The following is a 14,950-nucleotide window of genomic DNA, read 5'->3' on the forward strand; positions in this document are numbered from 1 at the left end:
GCGGTCGTCGGGTGGCTCGCGGCGCCGGGGACCGGCTGCGTGGCCGCGCAGTCTAGCGGATGCTCCAGCTGTCGATCGACAGTTTGACCTTGTATGGCGGCCGGCTGGCGAAGACCTTCTGCGGCAGCGGCGGCTGGTGTTCGAGATCCCAGGCGCGGTAGTCGACCGCCCAGCCGTCCTGCATCAGCAACGAGGGCAGATCGCGCTCGCCGAAGCGCAGCTCGGCAGGGGCGCCGGCCGCGCGCAGGCCCCAGACCCAGGCGCGCAGGTCCACCAGCGGCACTTCCCAGCCCAGCGCCTTGCGCATCAGCGTCTCGGCGTCAGGACCACGCAGCGGGCCGCCTTCGACGCCCTCGAGCACGGCGCCGTCCGGGCCGCCGCTGAGCCGGAAGCTCTTGCCGGTGATCGGCGCGCGCAGCTCGAAATCGTAGCGTTCGCCGTCCTGTATCCAGCGCAGGCTGCCGCTGCCGCCATCGTGGCCGTCGGAAACGGCCAGGTGGCCTTCCAGCGTCCACTGGTCGATGCCCGCCAGTTGCTGTTCGCGTGCGTCCTGGGCGGCGAGTGCGGCGGCGTCGGCCGGTTTGCGCACCGGGGCCTGCGCGCAGGCGGCCAGCAGCAGGCCTGCTGCTGCGCCCAGCAGCAGGCGCCTCATGGTTCGAGCCGCTTGAGCGTGTCGCGCAGGTTGGCGTTGCGCGGGTCGAGCTTGCGTACCTGCTCGAACACGTGCTGGGCGTCGCTACGCTTGCCAAGCTTCCACAGCACTTCGCCCAGGTGCACGCCAACGTCGGCGTCTTTTGCCGCGCTCCAGGCCTGGCGCAGCGTGCGCGCCGCCTCGTCCAGGTGGCCCAGCCGGTATTGCAGCCAGCCCCAGGAATCGGCGATGGCCGGGTCGTGCGGCTTGGCCGTGCGCGCCACCTCGATCAGCTTTTTCGCCTCTGGCAGGTCGCGGCCGGCATCGGCCAGCGTGTAGCCCAGCGCGTTGCTGGCGTCGACGTCGTTCGGCTTGAGCCTGAGCAGATGACGGAAATCGCTCACGGCCTGGTCGATCTGCCCCGCCTCCGCATAGGCTAGGCCGCGACCGTAAAGCAGCCCCGGCTCGTCCGGCAGCACCTGCAGGGCATGGTCGTAGGCCTTGGCGGCCTGCGCGTAGTCACCTTCGCGCATGTACAGCTCGGCATCGGCCTGCCAGGCGCGGCGCAGTTCCTCGGGCTGGTCGAGGTAGGCCGTTTCCAGATGCTCGAGCAGCGCGTGGGCGTCGGCCACTTTGCCCTGCGTATGCAGGATCACCGCGCTGCGCAGATCGGCGTCGAAGGCATGCGGGTCGTCGTCGCCGACCTGGTCGTACCAATCCAGCGCCTCGCCGTCGTGGTCCTGCATCTCGGCCAGTTGGCCGAGTAGGAACGCGCTGCTTTCGCGCACGTCGGCCGGCGCCTGCCTGAGCTGGCGGTACAGCCGGGCGAGCGTCTTCCTGTCATGCGCCTGCGCGGCGAGGCCGGCGCGCAGGGCAAAGGTCTCGGCGCTCTGCGGGCCCTTGTCCAGCAACCTGGCGGCAGCCTCGTAGTCGCCGCCCTGGCTGAGCAGGCTGGCGTAGGTCAGGCGCAGATGCACGTTGTCCGGCGAGCGGGCAAGCGCCTGCTTGAGCAGGCTGGCGGCCCCCTGCTTGTCGCCGGCCTTGAACTTCAATTGCGCCGCCCAGGCATAGGTTTCGGTGTCGTGAAACCGTGCCACCGCCGCGTCCGCCACCTGCTGGGCGTACCGGGGTCGGCCGAGCTTCTCGCCCAGTTCGCTCATGGCCAGCCACGCCTGCGGCTCGGCCGGCAGTCGCTCGGGCGTGGCCAGGGTTTCGAGCAGCTGGCCGGCCTGGGCCGGATCGCGCGCACCGATCAGCGCACGGCCGAAGCGGCGCCAGGCATGCGGGTCGCCGCTGTGGACCAGCCGCTGCAGCTGCGCGCGTGCACCTTCGGTGTCGCCGGTCGCCAGCGCCAGCTCGGCGCGGGCCTGGGCCAGGTCTGCGACGCTGGCCCCCAGCGTGTCCCAGCGCGCGACCGCCCGCCGCGCGGCCGCCTCGTCATGCACCGCCAGGGCCAGTTCCGCCGCGCGCTGGGCGACCGCGGGGTCGTCCGACAACGCCATCGCGTGGCCGTAGCGGGCCGAGGCGCCCTTGAGGTCGTTGCGGGTCAGCGCCATTTCGCCAGCGAGCAACTGCGCCAGCAGGTCGTGTTCGGCGTCCGGGGTGACCACCGTCAGCCGGTCCAGCGGCTGCTGGGGCGCCGGTACGGTCGCCTGGCCGCCGGGCAGGCTGGCGCACGCGGCCAGGCCCACCGCGCAGCCGGCTGCGCCCGCAAAATGCCGCAGTTGCTTGAACTTGCCCTTCACGCTCAGCACACTAGTCCTCATCCATTGGTCCGTTCCGGCCGTACCTCTCGCCCGGTACCCGAAAGCTTAGCCTACGCCGCCGCGGATACCCCGTCGTCAACTCGCATTCCACGCCATGCCGCTGATCGCCCTCGGGCTCAATCACCTCACCGCGCCGGTCAGCCTGCGCGAACAGGTGGCGTTCGATGCGGACGCCGCCGACGAGGCCCTGCGCGAGCTGAAGGGCGAGCCGGGCGTGGAAGAGGCGCTGATCCTCTCCACCTGCAACCGCACCGAGTTGTACGTCGGCGTGGCCGAAGGCGCCGAACAGGCGCCGCAGGCATGGCTCAACCGGCACCATCGCTTGACCCCGGGCAAGCTGGACGAGTTCCTCTACCGCCACGACGAGGATGCCGCGGTGCGCCACATGTTCCGCGTGGCCACCGGGCTGGATTCGATGGTGCTGGGCGAGCCGCAGATCCTGGGCCAGGTCAAGGACGCCTACCAGCTCGCGCGCGAGGCGCAGGCGCTCGGCGCGCCGCTGGACCGCCTGTTGCAGCACACCTTCGCCGTGGCCAAGCGCGTGCGCACCGATACCCGCATCGGCGCGCATACCGTGTCGGTGGCGTTCACCGCGGTGCGCCTGGCCGAACAGGTGTTCACCGACCTCAAGCAGGCCTGCGTACTGCTGATCGGCGCCGGCGACACCATCGAGCTGGCGGCGCGCCACCTGGTCGATAAGCACGTCAGCCGCCTGATCGTGGCCAACCGCACGCTGGAGAATGCGCAGGAGCTGGCCAGCCGTTACGGCGGCTATGCGATCGCGCTGGCCGACCTGCCGCAGCACCTGGCCGAAGCCGACATCGTCATTTCCTCCACCGCCGCGCGAGTGCCGGTGGTGACCCGCGCGATGGTCGAACAGGCCGTCGCCGCGCGGAAGCGCAAGCCGGTGTTCATGGTCGACATCGCCGTGCCGCGCGACATCGACCCGGACGTGGCCGCGCTGGAGGACGTCTATTTGTATGGCATCGACGACCTGCAACAGGTAATCGACAGCAACCGCCGTTCGCGCGAGGCCGCGGCGCGCGAGGCCGAAACCATCATCGACCTGCAGGTGGACCGCTACATGGCCTGGCGCCGCGCGCTCACCCTGCGCAACCCGGCGATCGACCTGCGCCAGCATGCCGAGCGCTATCGCGACGAGGTGCTGCTCAAGGCGCAAGCCATGCTGGCCCGGGGCAAGTCGCCCGACGAGGCACTGGCCTTCCTCGCCAACACGCTCACCAACAAGCTTCTGCACCATCCCAGCGCGCGCCTGCGCGAGGCGGCGCTGAACGGCGACCTGGACCTGCTGCATGCGGCCGGACGGTTGTACGGGGCGGACGAGGAGCCGACCGACAACCCGTAGCAGCGCGCGGCGTGCACGACCGGCGATAATCGCCTTCTCGGTCGCGCACGTCGGTGCGCTCCTACTCCCCAGGAACACGCATCCGGCATGACCCCATCGATCCGCCGCAAACTCGAAACCCTGGCCGAACGCCATGAGGAGATCGGCCTGCTGCTCGCCCAGCCGGACGTGCTTGCCGACGCCAACCGCTTTCGCGAGCTGTCACGCGAATACGCCCAGATCGAGCCGGTCGCCGCCGCCTTGCGCGACCACGACCAGGCCGAGCGGGAGCTGGCCGGGACGCGCGCCATGCTGGCCGACCCGGAACTGCGCGAGATGGCGGCCGACGACGTCGAGCGGCTGGAAGCGCGCCTGCTCGAACTGGACGGCGAGCTGCAGATCCTGCTGTTGCCGAAAGATCCGCGCGACGAGGCGAACCTGTTCCTGGAAGTGCGCGCCGGCACCGGCGGCGACGAGGCCGCGCTGTTCGCCGGCGACCTGTTCCGCATGTACGCCCGCTACGCCGAGCGCCGCCGCTGGCACGTCGAAGTGCTCAGCGAGAACGCCGGCGAACACGGCGGCTACAAGGAAATCGTGGCGCGCATCGAGGGCAAGGGCGCCTACTCCCGGTTGAAGTTCGAATCGGGCACGCATCGTGTGCAACGCGTGCCGGAAACCGAGTCGCAGGGACGCATCCACACCTCGGCCGCCACCGTGGCGATCCTGCCGGAGATGGACGAGATCGAAGAGATCCAGATCAATCCGGCGGACCTCAAGACCGATACCTTCCGTGCCTCCGGCGCGGGCGGCCAGCACGTCAACAAGACCGATTCGGCCATCCGCATCACGCATCTGCCCTCCGGCATCGTGGTCGAGTGCCAGGACGAGCGCAGCCAGCACAAGAACCGTGCCCGCGCATTGTCGCTGCTGAAGGCGCGCCTGCTTGACGAGGCGCAAAGCAAACAGGCCGCCGCGCAGGCGCAGGAGCGCCGCCTGCAGGTCGGCTCGGGCGACCGCAGCCAGCGCATCCGTACCTACAACTTCCCGCAGGGACGCATCACCGACCACCGCGTCAACCTAACGCTGTACCGCCTGCCCGAGGTCATCGCCGGCGACCTGGACGAACTGGTCGACACGCTCACCCGCGAACACCAGGCGGACGAGCTGAAGAACCTGGCCTCATGAGCGTCGACGCGCGCGCCGAACTGGAGGCCCTGCTGCAACGGCTGGCGCACCAGTTGCGCCAGGGCGACAGCCACGGAGCGGAAGGCCTGGCCGCGCGTTCGCGCCGGGACTTTCCGCTATCGGCCGAACTGGCGAGGCTGCACGGCATCGCGTTGCTGCAGCTGGGACGCCGCCGGGACGCGCTGACCGCTCTGCACCGCGCCGCGGAACTGGCCCCCGACAGCATCGAGGTGCAGTGCAACCTGGCCAACCTGGCGCTGGAAGACGGCCGTCCCGAACTCGCCATCGAGCGCCTGCAGGCCGTGCTCGGGCGCGCGCCCGGTCATCCGCTCGTGCTGCAGGCGCTGGGCGTGGCGCTGATGGTCGCCGGTCGCCACGCCCAGGCCCGCGACACCGTTATCCAGGCCTTGCGCGCGGCACCACGGCACCCCGGCCTGCACCTGAACCTGGCGGAGGCGGAGCTGGAACTGGGCGACACCACGCGGGCGCTGACACACGTGCAGCAGGCCCTCGAGCTGGCGCCGCGCCTGGATGCCGCCCACGCCCTGCTGGGCCACGTGCTGCACGCGCAGGGCCGCGCCGCCGACGCCGCACGTGCCTGGCTGGATGCCGAACGGCTGGCGCCGGGCGAGCCGCGCCATGCCTTCCAGGCGGCCCGCATGCTGGAGGAAAGCGGCGAGCTGGCCGAAGCGGCGGCGGGCTACGCACGCGCGCTGCAGCACGCGCCGCATGCCGGCTCCGCGCTCAGCCGGCTGGCTCACACACGCCGCCGGCTGGCCGACTGGCGCGAGCAGGAAGCGCTCACCTCCCGCTTGCACGAAGCGGTGGAAGCCGGCCAGCACGGCATCGTGCCGTTCGCCCTGCTGCCCGAACCTTTCGACCGCGCGTTGCAACGCAAGGCGGCCGAGACCTTCACCCGTCCCATCGAACAACACATGGCGCCGGTGCGGGAAAAGCTGGCGTTCGCCCCGCAGCGGCCGGCGCCCGATGCGCCCATCCGGGTGGGGCTGGTGGGCGACGGCTTCGGCGAGCATCCGATCGGCCGCGCGGTGGCCGGCATGCTCACCGCGCTCGCCGAGCTGGACGGGCTGGAGCTGCACCTGTTCGCCACCACCCCCGACGATGGCGGCCCGATCCGCCGGCGCCTGGCTGCCGCGGCGCCGTTGCATGCCATCGACGCGTTGCCGACCACCCTCGCCGCCGAACGCATCCATGCGCTCGGCATCGAGGTGCTGTTCGACCTCACCGGTTACGGCGAACGCACCAACGCCGACCTGCTCGCGCTGCGCCCCGCGCCGCTGCAGGTCAACTGGCTGGCCTTTCCGGGCACCGCCGGCGCACCGTGGATCGACTACATCCTGGCCGACACCGTGGTACTGCCGCCGGCGCATCGCGCCGACTACAGCGAGAAGGTATTGCGCCTGCCGCGCTGCTTCATGCCGGTCGATACGGACCGCATGACGGCACCGCCACCCGGGCGCGAGGCCTGCGGCCTGCCCGCCACGGGAACCGTGTTCGCCTGCTTCAACGACGTCGGCCACATCGGCCCGCAGGCGTTCGCTCGATTCATGCTGATCCTGCGCGAGGTGCCTGGCAGCGTGCTGTGGCTGCACGCCGGACCGGACGGCGCCGACGAACGCCTGCGCTCCGTCGCCCTGGGACAGGATGTGTCGCCGGACCGGCTGGTCTTCCTGCCGCCGCTGCCGCGCGCCGACGAACTGGCGTGCTACGCGCTGGCCGACCTGGTGCTGGACACCCTGCCCTGCGGGGCCGGCACCACCGCCGCCGACACGCTATGGGCCGGTTGCCCGCTACTGACCTGCGCCGGTGACACGTTTGCCGGCCGCGTCGCCGCCAGCCTGCTCCACCACGCCCATCTGCCCGAACTCGTTCCCGAAGACACCGATGCCTTCGTGGCCAGGGCCGTGCAACTGGGTCGCGACCCGGCCGCGCTGGACACCATCCGCGCACAGCTGGCCCACCTGCGCACGCAGTCGCCCGTGTTCGACATGGCCGGCTTCGCCGCCGATTTCCACCGTGCGGCGCAGACCATCGGCACCCGCCACCGCATCGGCCGCCCGCCGATCGACCTGGATTTCTAAGGCCCGCGACAGCGCGAAAACCGTAGGGTGGGCTTCAGCCCACCGTTCCTCCGATGCACCGGGCGATGTGGGCTGAAGCCCACCCTACGAAGGGCTCCTCGCGCCATTGAATCCGAACCGCGCCGCCCGCCGTTCTGTAGGGAAAGCACTCCCTGAAGGACGACGCACATGAAGTACCTGTTCGGGTTCCTCGCCTGGTCGGCGCTGGCGTGTGTCGCGGCAGCTGCGCCGCACCATTGGACAAAGCAGATCCGCGCCGACGACGGCCGGACCGCCGTGGTGGAGGCCGGGCGGCTGCTCGTGCCGGAAAGCCGGGCGCGTGCTTCCCGCCGGCAGGTCACTCTTCCCTGGTACCGGTTGAAATCGACCTCGCCGCACCCGGCCGCACCGATCTTCCTGCTCGCGGGCGGTCCGGGCTCGTCCTGGCTCGACCTGGTCGAGCACGCGGAAAACTTCCGCGAGGTGATGTTCTACCGTTCCATCGCCGACGTCGTGTTGTTCGACCAGCGCGGTGGGGGCCACGCGCTGCCGGCCATGCATTGCCCGCAGAGCACACCACTGCGCGTCGACCGTCCGCTGGACCTGGGGGGCATACGCAGCAGCCTGCGGCGCATGGCCCGGACGTGCCGGGACCATTGGCTTGCCGCGGGCGCCGACCTGGCCGCGTACAACACGCAGGAAAACGCCGAAGACCTGGATGACCTGCGCAAGGCGCTCGGCTACGAGCGCATCAGCCTGGTCGGCGGCAGTTACGGATCGCACTTGGCGTTGGCTTACCTGCGCAGGCATGCGAACAGGGTCGACCGCGTGGCGCTCTACGGCGTGGAAGGCCCCGACCAGACCTGGGACGACCCCGCCGGCGTGCTCGCCGCACTCGGCCGCATCGCGCGCCATGCGCAGCAGTCGCCCGCGCTTGCACCCGACATTCCCGAAGGCGGCCTGCTGGCCTCGCTGCAGCGCACGCTCGATCGCCTGCATGCGCACCCGGCAATCGTCGCCCTGCCCGGCCCGCGCGGCCCCGTGCCAGTGGTGGTCGATGACGGCTGGGTGCGGCTGATGCTGCGCCACGACGCCGGTCGGCGCAGCCGCCCGAACGCCTGGCCCGACTGGATCATTGCCATGGACCATGGCGACTATAGGCAGGTCGCCCGCTTCATCCTGGCCCATCGCTCGCTGCGCCTGCAGGACCCCATGCACTACACGATGGATTGCTCGGCCGGCATCACCCCGTCACGGCGTCAGCGCTACGACGCCTCAGCCGCACGCCGCCTGCTTGGCGACGTCAACCGGGAATACGCCGACCTGTGCGATGTCTGGCCGATCGACCCGGGCACCCGCGACCGCGGCCCGGTCCACGCGCGCGTGCCCGTGGTGATCTTCCAGGGCACGTGGGACACCTCCACGCCGCTGGAAAACGCCCGGGAGGTGGCCGCGACCCTGCCCAATGCGCGCCTGGTCGAGGTGGTTGGCGGCACCCATGGTGCGCTCTACAACCTCTACGCGCACTGGCCGCCGATGTGGGCACGGATGCGCGCCTTCCTGTCGGGAAAGACGGACGCCTTCCCGTCGACAGTCGACCTGCCCCGCGTCAGCTACCGCCGCTTCGGCCCCACGCCCTAGGAGCTCCCATGCAAAACACAGTCATCGCCATCGCCGGGATTTTCGGCCTGTCGCTGGTCTTGGCCAGCATCGTGCTGGCGTTCGCACGCCTGAAGATCGAACAGCAGCGCACGCTGCAGCGGCTGATCGACCGGGGCGTGGGCAGCGAACAATGGCCGGCCCTGGCCGGGCTGCCGCACCCGGCAAGCCGGGATCTGCGCCGCGGCTTGTTGCTGCTCGCGGTGGGGCTGTCCTGGTCGGCCGTCACCTTTTTCGTGGGCGGCAAGGCGTGGGTGCTTGGATTCCTCCCGGCGGCCCTGGGACTGGCCTGCCTGCTGCTGTGGAAGCTCGATGAGCATGGACGATGAAGCACAGGAGGCCGCATGGATCCGGCAGGTGGTACTGCGCGACGACCACCATGCATTCGCGCAATTAGTGCGGCGCCACCAATCCGCGGTGCGTAGCTTCCTGGCCCGGCTCACGCGCAACGACACCGAACGCGTGGAAGACCTGGCCCAGGAAACGTTCCTGCGCGCCTATCGCCACCTGTCCGGATTCCAGGGACGCGGGCGCCTGCTGAGCTGGCTGTTCCGCATTGCCTGGCAGGCGTTCATCACCCAGCAGCGCGAACGTGCCAGGCGGCCGGTGCTGTACCAGGTGCCCGAGCCGGTGGATCCGGGCACGGACGTGATCGGCGAGCTCAGCCTGGACCAGCTGCTCGGAGCGTTGCGCGAGGACGAACGCGCGGCCCTGCTGCTGCATTACCGCCACGATCTCAGCCATCCCGAGGTCGCCGATGCGATGGGACTGCCGCTGGGCACCGTCAAATCGCTCATCCGTCGGGGGCGCGCCAAATTGCAGCGCCTCGGCAGGCTCGACAAGGCAACGCCATGAACGACCACGAAGACTTCAAGTCCCTCTTCTGCGCGCACGCCGATCCGATGCCGGATGACGGCTTTACGGAACGGGTGATCGGGCGCATCCGGTACCGCGCGCAGCGGCGACGCGCGATTCTCGCAGCCACGATGACGCTGGCGATCGCCGCTGCCGCTGCGGCAGCGTGGATGGTGCCGACGCGCGCGCTGGCGTGGGACGTGCAAAGCACGATCGCCGTGTTGCTGCTGCTGGCGGCGAGCGGCCTGATCGCGGTCGGGACCGAAACCTCGCCGCCGGCGCGGCGCGCGTCGCTTGGCCGGTACTGAAACCGCCGGGAGCCTCGCCTTCGACGCGGCCGTCGAGCAGGTTGCAGGCGTCGAGCGCCAGAACCGTAGGGTGGGCATCAGCCCACCGCTCTTCCGATGCACCGGGCAGTGGTGGGCTGAAGCCCACCCTACGGATGGCGGCGGCGAGCGGGCCGATCGCGGTCGGGACCAGAACCGCGCCGCTCAGCCGGTACTGAAACCGCCGGGAGCCTCGCCCTCGACGACGCCACGTTGCACGGCGGCCACTTGCGCCGCCGGCGGCCCCTGCCACAACCACTGCTCCAGCGCGTCGAGCGCTGCGGGCGCGCCGTGCGCGATCACTTCGACGCGGCCGTCGGCCAGGTTGCGCGCGTGGCCGGTCAAGCCCAGGCGTTGCGCCTGTTCGCGGGTGCTGGCGCGGAAAAACACGCCCTGCACCACGCCGCTGACGAGGAAGCGCGCGGCAGCCATGTCACAAGCCCATCGCGGCGCCCAGCGACTGGCCGGTCACGGGGCCGACGAAGCGCTTGGCCACGCGGCCATCGGGGCCGATCAGGTAGGTGGTAGGCAGGCCGCGCGGCTGATCGAAATCCTTCGGCGCGCTGTCCAGCGTGACCTGGGCGATCGGATAACTGACCGGATGCTTGGCCAGGAACGCCTGGATGTCGGCCTTGTCGCTGTCCTCGTAGGCCAGGCCGATCGCGCGCACGTCGGCGTGGCTGGTGACGAACTGCGAGATGTCGGGCATTTCCTTGATGCAGGGCACGCACCAGGTCGCCCAGAAATTGACGATGACCCAATGCCCGCGCTGCGCCGACAGGTCGAACGGCTTGCCGTCGAGGGTGGTCACCTTCAGCGTCGGTTGCGCGGGCATCGCCGCGTGCGCGGGAACCGTGGCGGCCAGCAGGCAGGCGGCGAGCATGAACGAAGGAATCTTCATACGGGAGCGTTCTCGGGTTCGGATGGGGACGCGGGGAATGTCCTGTCCAGCCGCGTGCCCAGGGTTTCATCGAGCATGCGCGCCACCTCGGCGAGCAGGTCGATCAGTGCGGGCGGCAGCGCGATGCCCAGCGCCTGCGCTTCCTGCGCCGGACGCAGCGGCAGGCGATAACTGGTGTGACGATATACCCGCAGCAGGTCGGTGCTGTCGAGGCTGCGGCTGAGCAGCCAGCCGCCGGCTTCGCCGCGCTGGACCAGATCGGCGCGCTGCAGATCCTCGAAGTAGGTGGCGATGCTGGCGCTGCGCAGGTAAGGCTCCTGCAGGCGGATCGTCGCGGGGTCCACGCTGTCGCCCTGCCGCTGCGCCTCGACGAAGTGGCGCAGCACCACCATCAGGCCGAGGAATTCGGCGCCTTCCGGCAGCGTCTGGGCCGGCGCGTGGTACTCGTAGGCCGACAGGGAGGCGGTCACCGAGACGCCGAGGATCGCGATCACCCACGACAGGTAGATCCACAGCAGGAAGATCGGAATGGTCGCCAGCACGCCGTAGATCTGCTGATAGGTCTGGGCGTTGCTGACGAACAGCGTGAACGCCCAGCGGGCGATCTCGAACAGCACCGCGCCCAGCAGCGCGCCGATCGCCGCGTCGCTGCGGCGCACCTTGCAGTTGGGGATCGCCGCGTACATCAGCCACAGGGTGACGAAGGTCACCACGAAAGGCAGCACGCCGAGCAGGCGCTGGCCCAGGCCCAGTTGAGCGTAGGCGCCGGCCAGCAGCGGCATCGCCGTGACGTACGAGGTCACCGCGATGCCGCCGACCGCCAGGATCGGCCCCAGCGTGAGCGCTGCCCAGTACAGCAGCAACCGCGAACCCCAGCCGCGCGGCTGATGCACGCGGAAGATGCGGTTCAGGCGATCCTCGATGCTGATCATCATCGACAGCGCGCTGAACAGCATCACCAGGATGCTGATGCCGGTCAGCTGGCTGGCGTTGGCGGCAAAGGTCTGCAGCGTGTTCTGCACCTTGGCCACGGTGGAGGGCAGGAAGTTCTGGAACACGAAATCCAGCAGCACGTCGCGTGCGCCCTGGAACACCGGAAACACCGACAGCATCGCGACCACCGCCACCATCAGCGGGACCAGCGATACCAATGTCGTGTAGGACAACGCGCCGGCGGTCTCGAAGCACTTGTCGTCGATGAACCGCTGCCAGATGAAGCGGCTGAAACTGAGCGCGCGGTCGCGATCGAAACGCCAGGCCATGGGCGACACCATCAAGCGGAAGGCGGCCGCTACACTACCCGATCGCCGGTGAACGCCCAACACAGCCAAGGCCCCCATGACTCCGGAACCTGTCCAACACGCCATCCTGGTCCTGTACTACAGCCGCAGCGGGCACACCGCGCAGTTGGCCCGGCTGATCGCGCGCGGCGTGGAGGAGGCCGGGCTGCAAGCGCGCCTGCGCCAGGTGCCGCCGGTGGCGCCGGTGACCGAAGTAGCGCAGCCGCCGGTACCCGAGGATGGCGCCCCCTACGTCAGCCGGCAGGACCTGGCCGAATGCGCCGGCCTGGCGCTGGGCAGCCCGACCCGCTTCGGCAACATGGCCGCGCCGCTGAAGCATTTCCTGGACACTACCGGCGCCGAGTGGGCCAGCGGCACGCTGGCCGGCAAGCCGGCGGCGCTGTTCACCTCCACCAGCACGATGCACGGCGGGCAGGAATCGACCCTGCTGACGATGGCGCTGCCGCTGCTGCACCACGGCATGGTGCTGGTGGGGATCCCCTATACCGAGCCGGCGCTGACCGCGACCGGCAGCGGCGGCACGCCCTATGGCGCAAGCCACGTCGCCGGCGCCAGGGGCGACAACGCGATCAGCGAGCACGAGCGGGAACTGGCGCGAGCGCTTGGCCGGCGGCTCGCCGAGACCGCGCGCAAGCTGGCAGTCCAGGCATGAGCGCGCCGGTGCCGCTTCCCTACCGCGCCGGCCGGATCGCCTGGTTCGCGCTGATCGCGTTGCAACTGGCCTGGCATGGCTGGCTGGCGCAGCCCGAGCACATGCCGGTCTGGCTGGTGCTGGCGACCACCGTGGTGCCGCTGCTGCTGCCCCTGACCGCCTTGCCGGATCTGCGCCGCGCGCTGCTGTGGGTGGGCATCCTCAGCCTGTTCTACTTCTGCCACGGCGTGGCCGAGGCGTGGAGCGCGCCCGAACAGAAGTGGCTGGCGCTGGCCGAGATCGGATTGACGCTGCTGTTGATCATGGCGCTGGGGGCGGGGGTCAAGCGCAAACCGCGAGGCTGAGGTCCACGGCGCCTTCACTCAGTCGGACGTGAGCCAGGAAGCGCCGTAATACCCGTAGGAGCGCACCCTGTGCGCGACCGCCATCGCCCAGATCGCCGAGACCCGGCGCGCAGCGCACACACACGGACATCGCTCCCGCCCATGTCCTCACGGTCGCGCACAGGGTGCGCTCGACAAGAGCCTCTTGCGCCGACAAGGCATCTCGACATGCCCTCCGTGGCACGCTCTCTATAATCGCGCGTATCGCCACACCGGAGCGCGCCATGGATTTCCTGCAGACCGCGCCGCAACTGGTCCATCCCTACCGCAACGACCGCACGCTGCTGGCGCTGCTCGACCGGGCCGTCCCGCCCGATCGGCGGTCCGCGCTCGACGCCGACCTGGACGCGCTGGGCGACTACGCGCAACTGGCCTGGGAGCGCGCCCGCCGCAGCACGCCACGCACGCCGGTACTCACGCAGTGGGATGCCTGGGGCCAGCGAGTGGATCGCATCGAACTGACCACGGCCTGGCAGGAAGGTCCGCAGCTGACCACCCGGCACGCCATCCTCGCCGCCGGCCACGAGCCGCACGAGCTGGCACGACTGGAGCAATTCGCGCGGGTCTACCTCTACCACCTGGCCAGCGAGTTCTACACCTGTCCACTGGCGATGACCGATGGCGCGGTGGCGGCGCTGAAGGCCTCCGGCAACCAGGCGTTGATCGAACGCGCGCTGCCGCATTTCCTGAGCCGCGACGCGGCCACGTTCTGGCTGAGCGGCCAGTGGATGACCGAGACGGCCGGTGGCTCGGACGTTGGCCGTACCGGCACCGTGGCACGCCAGGACGCCACCGGCCAATGGCGCCTGCATGGCCGCAAGTGGTTCAGTTCGGCGGTGGTGGGCGAGGCGGCGCTCGCGCTGGCGCGTCCCGAAGGCGCGGGCGACGGTACCGGGGCACTGGCGTTGTTCTATGTCGAGACGATGGACGGACCGGCGCGCAAGCCCGAACTGGTCATCGACCGCCTGAAGGACAAACTCGGCACGCGCGAACTGCCCACCGCCGAAATCCATCTCGACGGCCTGCCCGCCTGGCCGCTGGGCGAGCTTGCCCACGGGGTGCGCCAGGTCGCGCCGATGCTCAACGTCACCCGCACCTGGAACGCGGTTTGCGCCGTGGCCAGCATGGCCCGCGCGCTGGCGCTGGCCTGCGACTACGCGGCACGGCGCGAGGCCTTCGGCCGCCCATTGATCGAGCAACCGCTGCACGCGCAGACGCTGGCCGACCTGCGCGCGCAGTTCGAGGGCGCCTTCGCGCTGGCGTTCGAAGTGGTGCAGCTGCTCGGGCGCGTCGAACAGGGCCGGGCGGCGCCCCACGAAGCGGCGCTGCTGCGCCTGCTCACGCCGCTGGCCAAGCTGTGGACCGCCAAGGCCGCGGTGGCGCTCTGTTCGGAGGCGCTGGAGTGTTTCGGCGGCGCCGGCTACATCGAGGACACCGGCCTGCCGCAACTGCTGCGCGACGCGCAGGTCTATGCGATCTGGGAAGGCACCACCAACGTGCTGGCGCTGGACAGCCTGCGCGCGCTCGCCGAGGGCCTGCCGGCGCTGCGCACGGCGATCGAAGGCTGGGTGAACGGCAGCCACGAGCCCGAGGCGGTGGCCCCCATCCATGCAGCGCTCGATGCCGCGTCTGCGCAGCTCCAGGCGCTCGGCGGCGAGCGCGCGGACCTGGAAGCCTCCGCTCGCGGCCTGGCGATCACCCTCGCCCGCTGCGCGGCGGCCGCGCTGCTCGCGCGTCAGTCCACCTTCGCCCGCGAGCGTGGCGACATGCGCCCGGGGGCGGCGTTGAGGCGTTTCACGGCGCACGGGCTGGAGCGCCTGGCGGTGACGGCCGTGGCCGACACCCGCTTGCTTTTGTGACAGCCC

At 70.4% G+C, this 14,950-nt stretch carries 15 protein-coding genes; 10 read left to right on the plus strand and 5 right to left on the minus strand.

Features of this window, described 5'->3' with window-relative positions; genetic code table 11:
• Nucleotides 1-52 precede the first annotated feature (52 nt).
• Both lolB and OSC30_RS08935 read right to left on the minus strand, forming a co-directional pair.
• The gene (gene lolB / locus OSC30_RS08930; RefSeq protein ID WP_267171485.1) at nt 53-652 is read right to left on the minus strand and encodes a lipoprotein insertase outer membrane protein LolB; all 600 of its coding nucleotides are present in this window, start codon (nt 650-652) and stop codon (nt 53-55) included.
• Complete coding sequence (locus OSC30_RS08935; RefSeq protein ID WP_267171486.1) at nt 649-2,397, minus strand: tetratricopeptide repeat protein; 1,749 nt, start codon at nt 2,395-2,397, stop codon at nt 649-651. Before OSC30_RS08935 ends, lolB begins: the two co-directional genes overlap by 4 nt.
• Nucleotides 2,398-2,491: 94 nt before the next feature.
• On the opposite strand from OSC30_RS08935, the gene hemA reads away from it, so the two are divergent.
• The 7 genes from hemA (at nt 2,492) to OSC30_RS08970 (ending at nt 9,830) form a co-directional block, all read left to right on the plus strand.
• Nucleotides 2,492-3,763, plus strand: a complete 1,272-nt coding sequence (gene hemA, locus OSC30_RS08940; protein ID WP_267171487.1) for a glutamyl-tRNA reductase — start codon at nt 2,492-2,494, stop codon at nt 3,761-3,763.
• Between the two features lie 87 nt (nt 3,764-3,850).
• The gene (gene prfA, locus OSC30_RS08945) at nt 3,851-4,927 is read left to right on the plus strand and encodes a peptide chain release factor 1 (RefSeq protein ID WP_267171488.1); all 1,077 of its coding nucleotides are present in this window, start codon (nt 3,851-3,853) and stop codon (nt 4,925-4,927) included.
• Nucleotides 4,924-7,029, plus strand: coding sequence for an O-linked N-acetylglucosamine transferase family protein (locus OSC30_RS08950; protein ID WP_267171489.1), 2,106 nt, complete (start codon nt 4,924-4,926; stop codon nt 7,027-7,029). Before prfA ends, OSC30_RS08950 begins: the two co-directional genes overlap by 4 nt.
• A gap of 168 nt (nt 7,030-7,197) precedes the next feature.
• Nucleotides 7,198-8,649 carry an alpha/beta hydrolase gene (locus tag OSC30_RS08955; RefSeq protein ID WP_267171490.1) on the plus strand — a complete coding sequence of 484 codons (1,452 nt, stop codon included), beginning with the start codon at nt 7,198-7,200 and terminating at the stop codon, nt 8,647-8,649.
• 8 nt (nt 8,650-8,657) lie between these two features.
• Nucleotides 8,658-8,996 (plus strand): DUF6249 domain-containing protein, encoded by a 339-nt coding sequence (locus tag OSC30_RS08960; RefSeq protein WP_267171491.1) that lies wholly within the window; start codon nt 8,658-8,660, stop codon nt 8,994-8,996.
• On the plus strand, nt 8,980-9,522 hold the full coding sequence (locus tag OSC30_RS08965; protein ID WP_267171492.1) for an RNA polymerase sigma factor: 543 nt from the start codon (nt 8,980-8,982) through the stop codon (nt 9,520-9,522). The genes OSC30_RS08960 and OSC30_RS08965 overlap by 17 nt, the downstream gene beginning before the upstream one ends.
• Nucleotides 9,519-9,830, plus strand: a complete 312-nt coding sequence (locus OSC30_RS08970) for a hypothetical protein (RefSeq protein ID WP_267171493.1) — start codon at nt 9,519-9,521, stop codon at nt 9,828-9,830. Before OSC30_RS08965 ends, OSC30_RS08970 begins: the two co-directional genes overlap by 4 nt.
• 183 nt (nt 9,831-10,013) lie before the next feature.
• On the opposite strand, the gene OSC30_RS08975 is transcribed toward OSC30_RS08970, so the two are convergent.
• The 3 genes from OSC30_RS08975 to OSC30_RS08985 are packed head-to-tail and all read right to left on the minus strand — an operon-like array spanning nt 10,014 to nt 12,011.
• Nucleotides 10,014-10,280 (minus strand): acylphosphatase, encoded by a 267-nt coding sequence (locus OSC30_RS08975; protein ID WP_267171494.1) that lies wholly within the window; start codon nt 10,278-10,280, stop codon nt 10,014-10,016.
• A gap of 1 nt (nt 10,281) precedes the next feature.
• A complete protein-coding gene (locus OSC30_RS08980) occupies nt 10,282-10,749 on the minus strand; it encodes a TlpA family protein disulfide reductase (RefSeq protein ID WP_267171495.1) in 468 nt (155 codons plus the stop codon).
• Nucleotides 10,746-12,011: a YihY family inner membrane protein gene (locus OSC30_RS08985; protein ID WP_267171496.1), complete on the minus strand. Its 1,266-nt coding sequence runs from the start codon at nt 12,009-12,011 to the stop codon at nt 10,746-10,748. The genes OSC30_RS08980 and OSC30_RS08985 overlap by 4 nt, the downstream gene beginning before the upstream one ends.
• Nucleotides 12,012-12,087: 76 nt before the next feature.
• Here OSC30_RS08985 and wrbA point away from each other — a divergent pair, with 76 nt between their 5' ends.
• The 3 genes from wrbA (at nt 12,088) to OSC30_RS09000 (ending at nt 14,944) form a co-directional block, all read left to right on the plus strand.
• Nucleotides 12,088-12,702, plus strand: coding sequence for an NAD(P)H:quinone oxidoreductase (gene wrbA, locus OSC30_RS08990; protein ID WP_267171497.1), 615 nt, complete (start codon nt 12,088-12,090; stop codon nt 12,700-12,702).
• The gene (locus OSC30_RS08995; protein ID WP_267171498.1) at nt 12,699-13,046 is read left to right on the plus strand and encodes a DUF2069 domain-containing protein; all 348 of its coding nucleotides are present in this window, start codon (nt 12,699-12,701) and stop codon (nt 13,044-13,046) included. The genes wrbA and OSC30_RS08995 overlap by 4 nt, the downstream gene beginning before the upstream one ends.
• Before the next feature lie 263 nt (nt 13,047-13,309).
• Entirely contained in the window at nt 13,310-14,944 is a 1,635-nt protein-coding gene (locus OSC30_RS09000; protein WP_267171499.1) for an acyl-CoA dehydrogenase family protein, read from the plus strand.
• Nucleotides 14,945-14,950 lie beyond the last annotated feature (6 nt).

The sequence above is a fragment of the Frateuria hangzhouensis genome, assembly GCF_026410505.1.
Classification (GTDB): Bacteria; Pseudomonadota; Gammaproteobacteria; order Xanthomonadales; family Rhodanobacteraceae; genus Frateuria_A; species Frateuria_A hangzhouensis.

Excerpts from the sequence above, each read along its gene's own strand:
- prfA (WP_267171488.1), top strand. The coding sequence starts at position 3,851 with ATGACCCCATCGATCCGCCGCAAACTCGAAACCCTGGCCGAACGCCAT.
- OSC30_RS08995 (WP_267171498.1), top strand. The coding sequence starts at position 12,699 with ATGAGCGCGCCGGTGCCGCTTCCCTACCGCGCCGGCCGGATCGCCTGG.
- OSC30_RS08975 (WP_267171494.1), bottom strand. The coding sequence starts at position 10,280 with ATGGCTGCCGCGCGCTTCCTCGTCAGCGGCGTGGTGCAGGGCGTGTTT.
- OSC30_RS09000 (WP_267171499.1), top strand. The coding sequence starts at position 13,310 with ATGGATTTCCTGCAGACCGCGCCGCAACTGGTCCATCCCTACCGCAAC.
- OSC30_RS08960 (WP_267171491.1), top strand. The coding sequence starts at position 8,658 with ATGCAAAACACAGTCATCGCCATCGCCGGGATTTTCGGCCTGTCGCTG.
- lolB (WP_267171485.1), bottom strand. The coding sequence starts at position 652 with ATGAGGCGCCTGCTGCTGGGCGCAGCAGCAGGCCTGCTGCTGGCCGCC.
- wrbA (WP_267171497.1), top strand. The coding sequence starts at position 12,088 with ATGACTCCGGAACCTGTCCAACACGCCATCCTGGTCCTGTACTACAGC.
- OSC30_RS08970 (WP_267171493.1), top strand. The coding sequence starts at position 9,519 with ATGAACGACCACGAAGACTTCAAGTCCCTCTTCTGCGCGCACGCCGAT.
- OSC30_RS08980 (WP_267171495.1), bottom strand. The coding sequence starts at position 10,749 with ATGAAGATTCCTTCGTTCATGCTCGCCGCCTGCCTGCTGGCCGCCACG.
- OSC30_RS08985 (WP_267171496.1), bottom strand. The coding sequence starts at position 12,011 with ATGGCCTGGCGTTTCGATCGCGACCGCGCGCTCAGTTTCAGCCGCTTC.
- OSC30_RS08935 (WP_267171486.1), bottom strand. The coding sequence starts at position 2,397 with ATGAGGACTAGTGTGCTGAGCGTGAAGGGCAAGTTCAAGCAACTGCGG.
- OSC30_RS08965 (WP_267171492.1), top strand. The coding sequence starts at position 8,980 with ATGAGCATGGACGATGAAGCACAGGAGGCCGCATGGATCCGGCAGGTG.
- OSC30_RS08955 (WP_267171490.1), top strand. The coding sequence starts at position 7,198 with ATGAAGTACCTGTTCGGGTTCCTCGCCTGGTCGGCGCTGGCGTGTGTC.
- hemA (WP_267171487.1), top strand. The coding sequence starts at position 2,492 with ATGCCGCTGATCGCCCTCGGGCTCAATCACCTCACCGCGCCGGTCAGC.
- OSC30_RS08950 (WP_267171489.1), top strand. The coding sequence starts at position 4,924 with ATGAGCGTCGACGCGCGCGCCGAACTGGAGGCCCTGCTGCAACGGCTG.